This is a genomic window from Lentzea albida (genome assembly GCF_900111005.1).
GTDB lineage: Bacteria > Actinomycetota > Actinomycetes > Mycobacteriales > Pseudonocardiaceae > Lentzea > Lentzea albida.
Genome location: NZ_FOFV01000024.1, coordinates 45,660 through 60,141, shown reverse-complemented (window position 1 = coordinate 60,141; position 14,482 = coordinate 45,660). Strand labels below are relative to the sequence as shown.

8 protein-coding genes and 1 pseudogene are annotated in these 14,482 nt (G+C 69.9%); 5 read left to right on the top strand and 4 right to left on the bottom strand.

Annotated features, from left to right (window positions below):
* The first annotated feature begins 68 nt into the window (after positions 1-68).
* The 4 genes from BMY74_RS39225 to BMY74_RS39210 are packed head-to-tail and all read left to right on the top strand — an operon-like array spanning position 69 to position 6,913.
* On the top strand, positions 69-1,430 hold the full coding sequence (locus BMY74_RS39225; RefSeq protein WP_089925863.1) for a glycoside hydrolase family 43 protein: 1,362 nt from the start codon (positions 69-71) through the stop codon (positions 1,428-1,430).
* Between the two features lie 27 nt (positions 1,431-1,457).
* Positions 1,458-4,304 carry a glycosyl hydrolase family 95 catalytic domain-containing protein gene (locus BMY74_RS39220; RefSeq protein WP_089925860.1) on the top strand — a complete coding sequence of 949 codons (2,847 nt, stop codon included), beginning with the start codon at positions 1,458-1,460 and terminating at the stop codon, positions 4,302-4,304.
* 18 nt (positions 4,305-4,322) lie between these two features.
* The gene (locus BMY74_RS39215; protein WP_089925857.1) at positions 4,323-5,621 is read left to right on the top strand and encodes a CE1 family esterase; all 1,299 of its coding nucleotides are present in this window, start codon (positions 4,323-4,325) and stop codon (positions 5,619-5,621) included.
* Positions 5,622-5,638: 17 nt separating this feature from the next.
* Positions 5,639-6,913, top strand: a complete 1,275-nt coding sequence (locus BMY74_RS39210) for a ricin-type beta-trefoil lectin domain protein (RefSeq protein WP_089926089.1) — start codon at positions 5,639-5,641, stop codon at positions 6,911-6,913.
* Between the two features lie 395 nt (positions 6,914-7,308).
* On the opposite strand, the pseudogene BMY74_RS39200 reads toward BMY74_RS39210, so the two are convergent.
* Positions 7,309-8,517, bottom strand: a pseudogene (locus tag BMY74_RS39200) (sensor histidine kinase); the annotation flags it as partial.
* 450 nt (positions 8,518-8,967) lie between these two features.
* Complete coding sequence (locus tag BMY74_RS39195) at positions 8,968-9,945, bottom strand: CPBP family intramembrane glutamic endopeptidase (RefSeq protein WP_245786632.1); 978 nt, start codon at positions 9,943-9,945, stop codon at positions 8,968-8,970.
* Positions 9,946-10,037: 92 nt separating this feature from the next.
* Here BMY74_RS39195 and BMY74_RS39190 point away from each other — a divergent pair, with 92 nt between their 5' ends.
* Positions 10,038-10,628: a TetR/AcrR family transcriptional regulator gene (locus BMY74_RS39190; protein ID WP_089925851.1), complete on the top strand. Its 591-nt coding sequence runs from the start codon at positions 10,038-10,040 to the stop codon at positions 10,626-10,628.
* A gap of 767 nt (positions 10,629-11,395) precedes the next feature.
* On the opposite strand, the gene BMY74_RS39185 is transcribed toward BMY74_RS39190, so the two are convergent.
* Both BMY74_RS39185 and BMY74_RS39180 read right to left on the bottom strand, forming a co-directional pair.
* Positions 11,396-11,989 (bottom strand): lipocalin family protein, encoded by a 594-nt coding sequence (locus BMY74_RS39185; RefSeq protein ID WP_177230148.1) that lies wholly within the window; start codon positions 11,987-11,989, stop codon positions 11,396-11,398.
* 845 nt (positions 11,990-12,834) lie between these two features.
* Positions 12,835-14,064, bottom strand: coding sequence for an FAD-binding domain-containing protein (locus BMY74_RS39180; RefSeq protein WP_089925845.1), 1,230 nt, complete (start codon positions 14,062-14,064; stop codon positions 12,835-12,837).
* Positions 14,065-14,482 lie beyond the last annotated feature (418 nt).

Here is a 14,482-nt window from a genome sequence, read left to right as displayed (position 1 = left end):
CACCGGACGACGGCTCCCGCGGCCCGGGCATCCGGGCCGCGGAGCCTCCCTGCCCTCGGGAGACGACGATGGCCACGAAACGAAGGTTCTGGACGACCGCCGCCGCAGTGGTGGGACTGGTCCTGACAGTGATCGCCCCCGCGCGAGCGGACAACCCGATCGTGCAACACATCTACACCGCCGACCCCGCGCCGTTGGTCCACAACGGACGGGTCTACCTCTACACAGGACACGACGAGGACGGCTCGACCTGGTTCACCATGAAGGAGTGGCGGGTCTGGTCCTCGGCCGACATGGTCAACTGGACCGACCACGGCTCCCCCATGAACCTCGCCACCTTCAGCTGGGCCAAGCAGGACGCCTGGGCCGGGCAGGCGATCGAGCGCAACGGCAAGTTCTACTGGTACGTCCCCGTCGTCACGAAGGCGACCGGGCGTCCGGCGATCGGGGTCGGCGTCTCCGACAGCCCCACCGGCCCGTTCCGCGACGCGCTCGGCAGGCCGCTGGTCGAGAACGGCGAGATCGACCCGACCGTCATGATCGACGACGACGGCCAGGCCTACCTGTACTGGGGCAACCCGAACCTGTCCTACGTCCGGCTCAACGCCGACATGATCTCCTACAGCGGCGGCGTCAACCGCATCCCGCTCACCACGGCGGGCTTCGGCACCCGCACCGGCGACCCGAACCGGCCCACCCTCTACGAGGAGGGTCCCTGGGTCTACAAGCGCAACGGCCTGTACTACAACGTCTTCGCGGCCAAGTGCTGCTCGGAGTTCATCGCCTACTCCACCGCGCCGAGCCCGACCGGACCGTGGACCTACCGCGGCACCGTGATGCCCACGCAGGGCAGCAGCTTCACCAACCACCCCGGCATCGTCGACTTCAAGGGCAGCTCGTACTTCTTCTACCACAACGGCGCGCTGCCCGGCGGTGGCGGCTTCACGCGCTCCGTCGCCGTCGAGAAGTTCAGCTACAACTCCGACGGCACGATCCCGACGATGACCATGACCACGACCGGGCCACCGGCGGCGGACACCCTCAACCCGTTCGTGCGCCAGGAAGCCGAGACCATCGCCTGGGGCAGCGGCATCGAGACCGAGCCGTCGAGCGAAGGTGGCATGAACGTCGGCTACGTCGACAACGGCGACTACGTGAAGCTGAAGAACGTGGCCTTCGGCAACGGCGCCAGGACCTTCACGGCCCGTGTCGCGTCCACCGTCGCGGGCAGCTCCGTCGAGGTCCGGTCGGGCGGCCCCACCGGTGCTCTCGCCGGCACGTGCTCTGTACCGAACACAGGCGGCTGGCAGAACTGGACCACCGTCTCCTGCCAGGTCAGCGGACTGACCGGCACCCGCGACCTCTACCTCAGGTTCGCGGGAGGCAGCGGCTACCTGCTCAACGTGAACTGGTGGCAGTTCGGCGCCTGATCCACCTGAACCCCTTGGAGAGCAGTCATGTCCGACCTGAATCGCCGCCAGCTCATGAAACTGGGCGCGGGAGTCGTGCTGACGCAGGCGGGCTGGACGGCCGCCGGCACTTCCTCGGCGGCACCCGAGGAGGTGCGGGCGGCGAACGACCTCGCACTCTGGTACGACCGCCCCGCCGGCGGCGACTGGCTGCGCGCGCTGCCGGTGGGCAACGGGCGGCTCGGCGCGATGGTGTTCGGCAACACCGACACCGAACGCCTGCAGCTCAACGAGGACACGGTCTGGGCGGGAGGTCCGCACGACTACAGCAACCCGCGGGGTGCCGGATCACTGGCGCAGATCCGGCAGCTCGTGTTCTCGAACCAGTGGACGCAGGCGCAGTCGCTGATCGACCAGACGATGCTGGGCAGCCCGGCCGGGCAGCTCGCCTACCAGCCGGTGGGCGAGCTGAGGCTGGTACTGCCGTCCAGCACCGCGTCCGGGTACCAGCGCGCGCTCGACCTCACGACGGCGACGACCTCGGTCGGCTACGTGGTGAACGGCGTGCGCCACCGGCGGGAGGTGTTCGCCAGCGCGCCGGACCAGGTGGTCGTCGTGCGCCTGACCGCCGAGACGCCGGGTTCGATCTCGTTCACCGCGTCGTTCGGCTCGCCCCAGAGCACGACGACGTCCAGCCCGGACGCCACCACGATCGCGCTGGACGGGATCTCCGGCACCCAGCGGGGAATCGCGGGCACCGTGCGGTTCCTGGCGCTGGCCAGGGCGGTGGCCGAGGGCGGCAGTGTCAGCAGCTCGGCGGGAACGCTGCGGGTGAGCGGCGCGAACGCCGTCACCGTGCTGATCTCCATCGGCAGCAGCTATGTCGACTTCCGCACGGTCAACGGCGACTACCAGGGCATCGCCCGCAGCCGCCTGAACGCCGCTCAGGGCTTCTCGTCCGACACGCTGCGGACCCGGCACGTCACCGACTACCAGGCGTTGTTCGGGCGCGTCACGATCGACCTGGGACGGACGGCGGCGGCCGACCAGCCGACCGACGTCCGGATCTCCCGGCACGCGAGCACCGCCGACCCCCAGTTCGCCGCGCTGCTCTTCCAGTACGGCCGCTACCTGCTCATCTCGTCATCCCGGCCGGGAACGCAACCGGCGAACCTGCAAGGCATCTGGAACGACCAGATGGCGCCGTCGTGGGACTCGAAGTACACGATCAACGCCAACCTGCCGATGAACTACTGGCCGGCCGACACCACCAACCTCGGCGAGTGCCTCCAGCCCGTGTTCCGCATGATCAGCGATCTGACCACGACGGGCGCCCGCACCGCTCAGGTGCAGTACGGGGCGCGGGGCTGGGTCACCCACCACAACACCGACGCCTGGCGCGGTTCCTCCGTCGTCGACTTCGCGGCGGCGGGCATGTGGCAGACCGGCGGGGCGTGGCTGTCGACCCTGATCTGGGAACACTACCGGTTCACCGGCGACGTGGAGTTCCTGCGCGCGTACTACCCGGCGCTCAAGGGGTGCGCGCAGTTCTTCCTCGACACGCTCGTCACCGAACCGAGCCTCGGCCACCTCGTCACGAACCCGTCCAACTCACCGGAGCTCAACCACCACGCCAATGCGTCGGTGTGCGCCGGGCCCACGATGGACATGCAGATCCTGCGCGACCTGTTCGACGGCTGCGCGAGCGCGTCCGAGGTGCTGGGCGTCGACACCGACTTCCGCGCGCAGGTCAGATCGGCGCGGCAGCGGCTGGCGCCGATGAAGGTCGGGTCGCGCGGCAACGTCATGGAGTGGCTGTACGACTGGGTGGAGACCGAACCCAACCACCGGCACGTCTCGCACCTGTACGGCCTGCACCCGAGCAACCAGATCACCAAGCGCGGCACGCCTCAGCTGCACGCCGCCGCCCGCCGCACCCTCGAACTGCGCGGGGACGCGGGCACCGGGTGGTCGCTCGCCTGGAAGATCAACTACTGGGCGCGGCTGGAGGAGGGCGCGCGGGCGCACGACCTGGTGCGGTCGCTCGTGACCACGGACCGGTTGGCGCCCAACATGTTCGACCTGCACCCGCCGTTCCAGATCGACGGCAACTTCGGCGCGACCTCCGGCATCGCGGAAATGCTGCTGCACAGCCACAACGGCGAGCTGCACGTGCTCCCCGCCCTGCCACCGGCCTGGCCGGCGGGCAGCGTCACGGGCCTGCGCGGCCGCGGTGGCTACACGGTCGGCGCGACGTGGACGGCCGACGGCGCGATCACGCTGTCCGTCACCGCGGACCGCAACGGCACGGTCCGCGTCCGCAACCGGATCTTCACCGGCACGTTCGAGCTGCGCGACACGACCACCGGTGCCGTGGTGCAGGCGACGAAACCCGAGGCCGACGTCGTGGAGCTCACCGTCCAGACCGGACACACCTACCGCGCGACCGGCCAGGGCACCGGATCAGGCGTGCAACCTGGCGTGTTCTACCGGCTCATCGCGCGGCACAGCGGGAAGTACGCCGACATCAGCGGCGCGTCCACGGCAGCTGGTGCGGTGTTGCAGCAGTGGTCCCCGACCGGCGGGCTGAACCAGCAGTTCGAGTTCGTCGACTCCGGCGGCGGCTACCACCGCGTCCGGGCCCGGCACAGCGGCCTGGTGCTCCAGGTCGCGAGCTCGGCCACGGGCGCCGTCGTCACCCAGCAGACCGACACCGGTGCGACGTCCCAGCAGTGGCGCGTGACCGACCACGGCGGCGGGGTGATCAGCCTGGTCAACCGGCAGAGCGGCCTCGCCCTCGACGTGTGGGAGGCCTCGGCCGCCGACGGTGCCCGGATCTCCCAGTGGAACCCCAGCGGGGCCGAGAACCAGCGGTTCCAGCTCCAACCAGCCTGACGAACCGGAGGAACGACGATGTTCCAGCAGGTCAAGTGGTTCCGGCGCAGGGTCGTGCTCGCGCTGGCCGCGGCGAGTGCCGTCGTGTTGCTGGGTGCGGCGGGCATCGCCGCCGGCGGCACGACATCGGACCAGGCCGGCGCGCTGGCCGGAACGGCCGGGTGCGGGAAGGCGCCGGCGCTCACGAGCGGCCAGCACACCATCAGCAGCGGCGGGCAGAACCGCACGTACATCCTCCGCGTGCCGTCCGGGTACGACGCCAACCGCCAGTACCGGTTGTTCGTCGGCCTGCACTGGCGCGGCGGCACCGCGAACGACGTCGACTCCGGCGGTACCGACGGCTACAACTGGTCCTACTACGGCCTGCGGCGGCTGTCCGACCAGGCGAACAACGGCACGATCTTCGTCGCGCCGCAGGGCAACGGCAACGGCTGGGCCAACCCCGGCGGGCAGGACCTGACGTTCATCGACGACCTGGTCCGGTTGCTGGACAACAGCCTGTGCGTCGACACGACCCAGCGCTACGCCGGTGGCTTCAGCTACGGCGGCGGCATGTCGTACGCCATCGCCTGCGCCCGCGCCAAGGTGTTCCGCGCGGTCGTCGTCTACTCGGGCGCCGAACTCAGCGGCTGCGGCGGTGGCAGCGATCCCATCGCCTACCTGGGCATCCACGGCGTCAGCGACAACGTCCTGGGCATCGGGCTGGGCCGAGGTCTGCGCGACCGGTTCGTGCGCAACAACGGCTGCACGGCGCAGAGCCCCCGTGAGCCGAGCGCCGGCAGCCGGACCCACATCGTGACCGCCTACAGCGGCTGCCGCGCCGGTTACCCGGTGGTGTGGGCGGCGTTCGACGGCGGCCACACGCCGGGCCCGATCGACTCCGGCGGTGACGGCTGGCGCACCTGGACCTCCGGTGAGGCGTGGAAGTTCATCACCCAGTTCGGCGGTGGTACCGGCCCGACGACGACCACCACGACGACCTCGAACCCGCCGGGTGGCGCGACGTGCCGCGTCGGCGACGTGATCAACGCCTGGAACAACGGCCTCACGTCGAACATCACCATCACGAACACCGGCTCCGCCCCGATCAGCGGCTGGTCGCTGGTCTTCACCCTGCCCGGCGGGCAGTCCATCACGTCCGGCTGGAGTGCCACCTACTCCCCCGCGTCGGGCCAGGTGACGGCCAGGAACGTCTCCTACAACGCCGACATCGCGCCGAACGCGTCCATCACGGTCGGCTTCCAGGCGAACCACACCGGTGACGCCTCCGCTCCCGCCTCGTTCGCCCTCAACGGCACCACGTGCGCAGCCTCCTGACCACGGAAGAGAAACCCATGCGACGCAACACCACCCAACGACGGGCGCGGTCGCTGATCGCGGCGGCCGCGCTGGTCCTCTCCGGCACCGGTGCCGCACAGGCCGACCCGGCCGTGCTCGCGGGCACCGCCGGCTGTGGCAAGGCCCCCACGCTGCGCAACGGCGACCAGACCATCCAGAGCGGCGGCAAGAACCGCTCGTTCATCCTGAGCATCCCGGACAACTACGACAACACGCGCCCGTACCGGCTGGTCTTCGGGTTCCACTGGCTGGGCGGCACGGCCGGCCAGGTGGCGGGCGGCGGCAGCGACGGCGACGTCTACGCCCACTACGGCCTGCGCCGGCTGGCGAACAACTCGACGATCTTCGTCGCGCCGCAGGGCCTGAACAACGGCTGGGGCAACTCCGGCGGCGAGGACGTCCGGTTCGTCGACGACATGCTCAGCCGCATCGAGAACGACCTCTGCGTCGACACCACCCAGCGCTTCTCGCTCGGCTTCAGCTACGGCGGCGCGATGAGCATCTCGCTCGCCTGCTCCCGGCCGACGGTGTTCCGCGCCATCGCCGCGATCGCCTCGCCGGGTGAGATCAGCGGGTGTGCCGGCGGCACCGCGCCCGTGGCGTTCATGGGCATCCACGGCATCAACGACAACATCGGGTCGGGCCGCGGTCAGCGCGACCGCTGGGTCCGCAACAACGGTTGCACCGCGCAGAACGCCCCGGAGCCCGCACGGGGCAGCAACACGCACATCACCACCACCTACTCGGGTTGCCGCAGCGGTTACCCAGTGGTGTGGGCACCGTTCGACGGCGGCCACCAGCAGGGACCGGTGGACGGGTGCGCGGGATGCGAGAGCGGTGCCCGCAGCTGGGTCAAGACCGAGGTGTGGAAGTTCTTCACCGGTGACACGACCCCGGGCCCCACGTCGTTCCGGTTGCGCGGCGAGTCCTCCGGCCGCTGCCTCGACGTGTCCGGGGCGGGCACGGCCAACGGCACCCAGCTGATCACCTGGGACTGCCACGCGAACGCCAACCAGCAGTTCACCCGGAACGGTCAGGCGCTCCAGGTCGTCGGCAAGTGCCTCGACGAGCCCACCGGCGCCGGTTCCGGCACCAGGGTGCAGATCTGGGACTGCCACGGCGGGGCCAACCAGAGCTGGACCGTCGGCGGCGGCACCGTCACCAGCGTCCAGACAGGACTGTGCCTCACCTCCGGCGGCACGGGCAACGGCGCGGCCGTCACCGTGACCACCTGCCGGGGCAGCTCCGACCAGCGCTGGGCCCAGGCCTGACGTCACCCGCTCCCCCGCTGACCGGCGCAGACCAGGAGACGACGTGTCCCGAGCAGCACAACACGCGACTTCGTGCCGCAACACCAACAGCTCGACGTCCCTGGCCGCCGAGGACCGGCCGAGTAGAACCAGCCGGCCACCCAGCAGGACGAAGACGAGATGCGGCAGTCGCAGTGCCACGCCCACGATCATGCGTGCAGGCCGACAGGACCCGATCACCGCAGCTCAGCGTGTGCCTGCGGATCTCTGGTACCCCACAGGATCCTGATCTGCACAGGCCCGATCCCTGCCGCCTGGGGTGAGGTCGAGTCACCAGGACGGTTCGTGATCAGCTCGCCGGGGTGAGTAGGTGCGGGGCTCGTGGCCGGGGAATCGTCGGCACGTTCTTGTCGTGCTCATCCTCGTGCAACGACGCGGACGCCACCCGCAAGGTCGAGACCAGCAGGACCGCGCCGAGCGCACATCCGGTGAGCACCACCGCGTCGTGCCCGAACCGCGCGGTGAAGCTCGCCGCCCATCGCCTCGGTGAAGCCCTTCGCCACGCTCAGGCCCAGGCCGACGCCGGGGGTGGCGTCGCGGTCGCCGAGCCGCTGGAACGGGGTGAAGACCCCGGCGAGGGCCTTCTTGTGCAGGCCGGGGCCGTGGTCGACGACCCTCAGTTCGACGAACGAGCCGTGAGTGCTCGCCCTGACGGCGATCTCCGGCTCGTCGTCGGCGACCCGCCCGTCGCCGTCGACGTCGACCTCACGGCGCGGTGACATCCGGCCGTGGCGCAGCGCGTTGTCGATCACGTTGGCCACCACCCGTTCCAGCAGGCCGATAGGAAGGTCCTCGTCGACGTCGACCGTGACCGCTCGGCGTTCGTCCACGGCCGACAGTGCCCTGGCGACGACCTCGTAGCAGCCGACCGGCCGCATGATCGGCGCGACCGATCCGGTGGCGAGGCGGGAGGAGTCGAGCAGGTTGTCCACTAGGCCGTTGAGGCGGTCGGCGGACTCCTCCACGGTCTCCATCAGCTCTGCCGTGTCCTCTTCGGACAGTCGCAGGTCGCGGTCGCGCAGGCTGCCGATCGCGGCCTTGATCGACGTGAGCGGAGTCCGCAGGTCGTGGCCGACGCCGGACAGCAACGCGGTGCGCAGCTCGGTCGTCTCCACCTTGCGCTGAGCGTCCCTCGTCTCCTCGGCCATGCGCTGTTGCCGCAGAGCCATCAACGCCTGCCCCGCGGCCGCCTCCAGCACTCGTTGGTCGCTCGCGGGCAACGTGCGGCCCTTGAGCGCGAGGTGGATGTCGCTGGTGACGGCGACGTCGGCATCGGCCTCGTCGGGGTCGTTGCACGGGCGCGCTCCCACGCAGACGACGCGTTCCCACTCGGTCGAGCGTTTCTCCAGCAGTGCCAGCGACTCCAGGCCGAAGTTCTCCCGGATCTCCTCCAGCAGCCGCGCGAGCGGGTACGGGCTCGTGAGCACGGTGCGCGAGTACGAGGCGAGCAGCGCGGCCTCGGTCCGGGCGCGGGCGCCCTGCTCCCCCAGCCGTGCCGCCCGGTCGACGACCAGCGCGACGATCGTCGCCACGATCACCATGGCCACCAGCGTGACCACGTTCTCCTGCGAACAAAGTGCGCTGGTCCGGTGGTGTCAGGTGGATCGGGCCGAGCTCCGGCTGGCCGGGGAACAGGATTTCGACGGCCTGGTGCGCTGCTCCGAGGACGAAGGGTGTGAGTGCCTGAAACCAGAGCCGGCCGCACAGTTCAGGTCAGGCGGACATTCCTGGTAACGCTTCGGGACATCCGCGAGGCGCGGGCCAAGCCCCGCCCTTGCCTGCCGACCTCGATGCGCCCACCTTCGTCCGTGATGCACATCGCGTGCACAGCCGGTCGTCCTCGGACCTCGACGAGGCCGAATGGCGTGTCATCTGTCACCAGCGATCGGTGCCGATGGCCGCCCGTCACCCGGCATCACACGCTTGGACGGGCGGCGTTCGCTCGAACTCGAGCCGATGTCTCCCGTCCAGCCTGGTCGTCGTGAGGTCGCGTCATCGCCCGGCAGAGCGAAAGATCACGCAGCCGGCTCAGGCGTGCACGCGGGCCCGCCCTTGCGCGTCATCCACCAAACGATCGCCGTGATGACGACGAGCACGGCACTGGGCGCGAGATTGTTCCAGGCACCGACCGCCGCGCCCCGGTTCGCCAACTCGGCACCGACGTCGACATGCAACGTCGTGGCCAGGACGAGGGCGGTGACGTTGTAGACGCTGTGCAGGACGACCGCTACCTCAAGACCACCGGTACGCCAGGTCACGATCGCCATGGACGAGAACAGCACGAGATAGGACGTGAAAAGGAACGGGTCTAGCGTTCCGTGGGCGAGCGAGAACAGCACGGTGGTCATGACGATGCCGAAGATCGCGCCGGACCGCGCCCCGCGGGTCCAGCCACCGAACACGCGGAACAGCAGTCCGCGGAATCCGTACTCCTCCCCCGCGGCGGCGAGGGGGTTCAGCAGCATCCCGATGACGAAGAAGGAGATCAGATCGACGGTCGTCCACGGGACGGACTTGACGCCGCTCAAGGCGACAACCGAGACCACCAGCAGCAGCGGTGGTCCGAACACCAGCAGTGCGCGACCGAGAACTCCGAACCGGAACCGGCCCGCCACGGAGTGCAACGACCCCGCCCGCACACCGTAGACGATGCGTTGCACCAGCATCGAGTACGGGATGAGCGCGGCCAGCCCCAGCGCGCCGGCCGCTTGGCGCAGTGGCGTCGACGGTCCCGAACGACCGAACAGGGCGAGATCGGCGACTTCCGAGAGCCGCTGGAACAGGACGGCGAAACCGACGAACCCCACTACCAGGAGCACGATCGCGAGGATTCCCCGGAGAACGCGTCGCCCCTCCCCCGCGTACGCGCGGTGGTACTCGCTGCCTGCCGGCACACCGCGCACAGGCACCGGTTGGTCACCTTGCAGAAGCCAAGATCGGCCATTACCGGACATTTCCACTCCTCGGGTCGCTGCGCGATCATCTTCTATCACGCCGTACTACTTTCTATCACACTGTACTAGAGCACATATCTAGTACGCCGTGATAAGAAGAAGCAAGACAATCGCACGAGGTGAACCAGCACATGACCCACAGCACACGAGACAAGATCCTGATCGCCGCGGCGACCATGCTCGGCGAGGATCCGACGGCCAGGCTGAGCGTGCGCGCCGTGGCCACACGAGCGGGCGTCAGCACCGGGTCGCTACGGCACTTCTTCCCCACTCAGCGGGCGTTGATCGACGAGGTGGTCGCGCGGCTACACGAGGTGGACCTCCCGGACGACCCGATGCAGGACCTCACACGGACGCCCTCAGAGCGCCTGGTGGCGTGCCTGCAACTGGTGTTGTCACAGGTGGGCACGGGAGAACAAGCCCGCAACCACTGGGGCTCGCTGTACAACGCCTACGTGGCGTCGCCTGCGTCCGAGGACGACAGCCACGTCTTCCTGGCTCTCGAACAGTTCGCCGTACACAGGGTCGTGCGATGGCTCGCCGCGCTGCACGACGAGGGGGCCCTCGCTCCCGGAGAACTCGAACACCACGCCCGGTTCCTCCTGACCGTCGTCAACGGCCTGCTGACCGAACGAGCCCTCCCTGGTGATCTGGCACGACTGGAGTTCGAAGAGCGCACTCTCACAACCGCCGCTTCAGCCATCCTGCGCCGACTGCCCTGACGCACGAGCCACCTGCCGGATCAGGACCAGATGCGATGTCGCACGAGCTCGAGGGGTGAGGGAAGCCCTTGAGGGTCCACGCCTGATCTACCGCTTCGACCGGCGCGGTCGTGATACAGACTCAGCGCCGAGTGCCGCACCCCATGCCGCAACCGAGACGTCGAACCGTCCCCTGACGCAGCTACCGACGATCGGCCGGTCCGGACTACCGCACAGCCGCGCAGCCGCGCAGCAGGCGATCAGTGGACTGCCCCGCGAACAACGGCACGCTCTCGGCGCTCGTGTTCCCATGAGGACCTGCGGTACAAGCACATCGCCACGACAACGAGATCGCCCCAGGTGCGGGGAGGAGCCGCCTGCAGCGCCGGGGTGTCCGAACTCAGGCAGCGGAGAGACGAACGCCCGCCCGATCCGTCCAAGCTGGTGACTCTGGAAGACCAGATGCTTCTCGTGTCCACTTCGGACACTTGCGACGCAGTGCGACTCGCGGCGCTTCGGCGTCACTCCGCCGGCGAGAGCACGAGGTCGACCCCGGAGTCGGCGCCGTCCCCGCCACGGGGTTCGGTCGACCTCGTCGGCGACTCAGGTGGAGTCCGGACAGCGGCCTCCCGGGCCCGCCGAGGCACCCCGCGCGCCAGCCCGTTCCCGCACGCCGGCGTCCCCAGCGATCACACTCCGCCGCCAGGCGCTCGCGCTGAGCGGGAGCAAGATCCACCCCAGCGGCACCCGCACGGGGCGGGCACCGCTTCGGGATCGGGTACGTCCGGTCAGCTCACGGGGCACAGCGAGACGGACTCCGGCGCGCCGCCGTCCTGTGCCGTGATCTTGAAGGCACAGAGGTCGTACCCGTTGCGCAGCAACGCGGTGGCCATACCCGCGACGTCCTTCCTGGACGGCGTGGCAGTGCGCGCCAGCACGAACCCGGAACGACGGTCCGGTGCGCCGACCACCGCCCAGCGGTAGTCGCGGTCCAGACCGATCACCCAGTAGGCGCCCGGCCGGTCGAAGTTCCACGTGTCGCCGATCTTGACGAACGACACCTGCAGCCTCGACGTCGAGTCCGGGCTCTCCTGCCGGGCCCTGCCCTCGAGCGACGTCGTCGTGCCGTCCGCGCGGGTGCAGGAGTTGACGACCTGGACCTGTCCGTCCGGCAGGAGGGTGTACCGCGCACCGTCGTTGCGGGCACACTGGGCTTGGAACGGCTGGGGGATCGCCGCCACCTGCACCCAGCGCCCCTGATACCGCTCGAGGTCGACCGAGCGCACCGGACGCACCTCTCCGCCGGTCGTCTCCGCCGAAGCCTGCGCGGGAACCAGGGAGAACCCGAGCACGACCGCTGCCGCCGCCGCGATGAACCTCATGAGAACACCTTTCGCCCTAAGCACTTGACCGACTTCAACGCTATGGGCGCGTCCGCCAACCCGCATGATGGGTGGAAGTTGGTCTCGCCGTCGTGCACGAGGTCGCGCACTGCGGTTCGCCCCCGCTCCCACCACGCTTGAGTCCACAATTGACAATTTCGGCACACTCGTGGGTGGTGCACGGTGCACCACAGCGCACCCGGGAGAGTGCACGGTCACCTCCCCACAGGCCGCGGTGACCCGATCCCGAAGATCGTCCGCAGAACAAGGGGCAGCCAGACGGCGTCTTCGTCCACCCGGCCGAGCGACATGAGGTACGTCGGGGTGCGCTGGAGCATGGTGACGAGCCCGGCGGGCTTCCCGGCTGACGACGACGCGCTCGACCGTCAACGTTCACCTCACGCCCGCTGTCCCATGAGGCCCGCACGACCCGGTACCGGAACCGGATGAGGCTCGCCGGAGCGTGCTCGGCGACGGTCTCGCGCAGGTAGTCGAGGACGAGCGGGCCATCGGCGATCGCGGTCTCGTACACGGTGGCGGTTCCAGCCAGGCTGGTCACGAGGGTGACGACGTCACGGCGGGTGTGAGCGGGCGGCAGCCCTCCCGCCTCGACACCAGTCGCGATCATCTCGTTCAGCAGGGCGAGGAGGTCGCCAGACCACTCGCGTCCGGCGAGCAGGCCGGCACGGCGGTGCGGCCCGACGCCGAGCAGGATCGAGTGCGCACAGGACCGGACGAGGTGGGCGACCGGGATCGGCCGTCCGGCGGGCGCCGTGGCGGCCCGCGCCGCCCTGGGTCCGGCGGGACCGCCACGCGGTGCGATCCCCGGCTCGCGCGGGCGCCGGTCAGCAGGGGTGCGCGGCCGTCTTCTTGCGCCAGGCGGTGTACGAGCTGACCGGTCCCCCGTGCGGGCGGAAGAGCCAGCGCCAGGGGTGCACGGTGCTCGGTCCGACGGCCGCGGCGCGGGATCGGAAACCCGGCACCGGCGCGAAGGTGACGGCCACGTCGCGTTCCCGCAGCTGCTGGACCACGTCGTCGCGGTGGATCGCCACCTCGCGACGGGTGGCGAGGTCGGCGAGGGTCTCGGTCAGGAACACCAGGCGCTTGCCCGACAGGCGGAGCCGGGCGAGCAGGGGCGCGTCGAACACGAACACGGCGGGCAGGTCCGGGTGCGCGGCCAGCGCCGGGTCGGCGTCGCCCAGCGACTCCGCAGTGAGCCACACGGCCTCCGGCCTACCGTGCCCGGCCGGGCTGCGGGGTCCACCGGTCGACTCGGGGTCGGGATCGTGGCGCAGCAGGGGTTCCGGCTCCGGCTGCTCGGTCGGAGGTGGCGACGCGGGCCAGTCCTCGATCGGGCAGTCGAAACTCAGGGGACATTCCCGGCACAGCTGAGGAGCCCGTTTGCGCACCTGCCAGCGCGAGAATCCGTAGGGCTTGCCGGTGCCCGCGCCGATAGTCCACTGCCAGCCCACCCGATTGGCCGCGCGGGACCCGTCGAGCAGGTGTGCGAAGAACCGGTTCTCGCCGACCGTCCAGTCCGCTCCCGCCCGCACGGTCCACTGCGACGCGAGCCACATCCTGGTCTGGTTGACCAGCCACCCGTCCGTCTCCAACTCCTCGACGCAGAAGGACACGCACCGCATCTGCTCGGGCCAGGGGTCGGTCCACCGCACCGTCGCGCGGGCCGGTGCGGCACGCAGGGCGGCGGCACTGCGAGTGCCGAGTCTGGCGTAGAGGTGGCGGCCGTACTCCTGCCAGGCGAGCTCGTCGCGGAACTTCGCGCGGTCACGTGGTGGTGCGGCCGCGGCGGCGGCCCACGCCTCCGGCAGGGCGATCAGGCCGTGCCGGATGTAGGGCGAGAGGCGACTGGCACCGCGTCTGCCGCGCGGGAGCACCTCGTTGCGCCGCGCCGCGTACCCGGCGAGGTCGAGGGTGACGAGCGCAGCGTCGGCGGCCTGCTGACCGCCCCGGAACGTCGGCGAGGCCTCCGGAGTGTCACCGCAGAGGTCGCCGAGGTGCGTGCGCACCCACAGCTCCGCGGCTTCGGGCCCAGGGGCGGGAGTGGGAAGCAGCACGTGATCAGTCTGCCGCCCGGCTCGTGCCCCCGCCCGATGACGCGGGACTCGATCACTGAGGTACTCCCCTCAGCCCGAGGATGACGAACCGTGGTTTGTCTGTCAGAGGGGAGGGTTTCAACCGGTGCGGCGGTGCTGCCGGGCCTGCTGCACCGTTACGTCACCTAACGGTGCAGCACACCCTCAGACCGGTGAACACGTTCGAATCGAGGTTGCCAGTCCAGAAAGCTCCACCGGTTCATCGCTTGTCCTCGGAGACCACACGAAGCCAGTAGTTGGCTTCGCCTCCATGCGCAAGAGCACCCACGGAACGGTCAAGCCACCCGCGCCGCGGCTCGCTGATGACGATCAGTCCGAAGTGGTCGGCCGCCCGACAGAGGTTCTCCAACATCCACTCGCGATATCGAGTGTCAGCGGC

Coding starts and splice junctions, on each gene's coding strand:
- BMY74_RS39225 (WP_089925863.1), top strand. CDS start 69: ATGGCCACGAAACGAAGGTTCTGGACGACCGCCGCCGCAGTGGTGGGA.
- BMY74_RS39220 (WP_089925860.1), top strand. CDS start 1,458: ATGTCCGACCTGAATCGCCGCCAGCTCATGAAACTGGGCGCGGGAGTC.
- BMY74_RS39215 (WP_089925857.1), top strand. CDS start 4,323: ATGTTCCAGCAGGTCAAGTGGTTCCGGCGCAGGGTCGTGCTCGCGCTG.
- BMY74_RS39210 (WP_089926089.1), top strand. CDS start 5,639: ATGCGACGCAACACCACCCAACGACGGGCGCGGTCGCTGATCGCGGCG.
- BMY74_RS39190 (WP_089925851.1), top strand. CDS start 10,038: ATGACCCACAGCACACGAGACAAGATCCTGATCGCCGCGGCGACCATG.
- BMY74_RS39185 (WP_177230148.1), bottom strand. CDS start 11,989: ATGAGGTTCATCGCGGCGGCGGCAGCGGTCGTGCTCGGGTTCTCCCTG.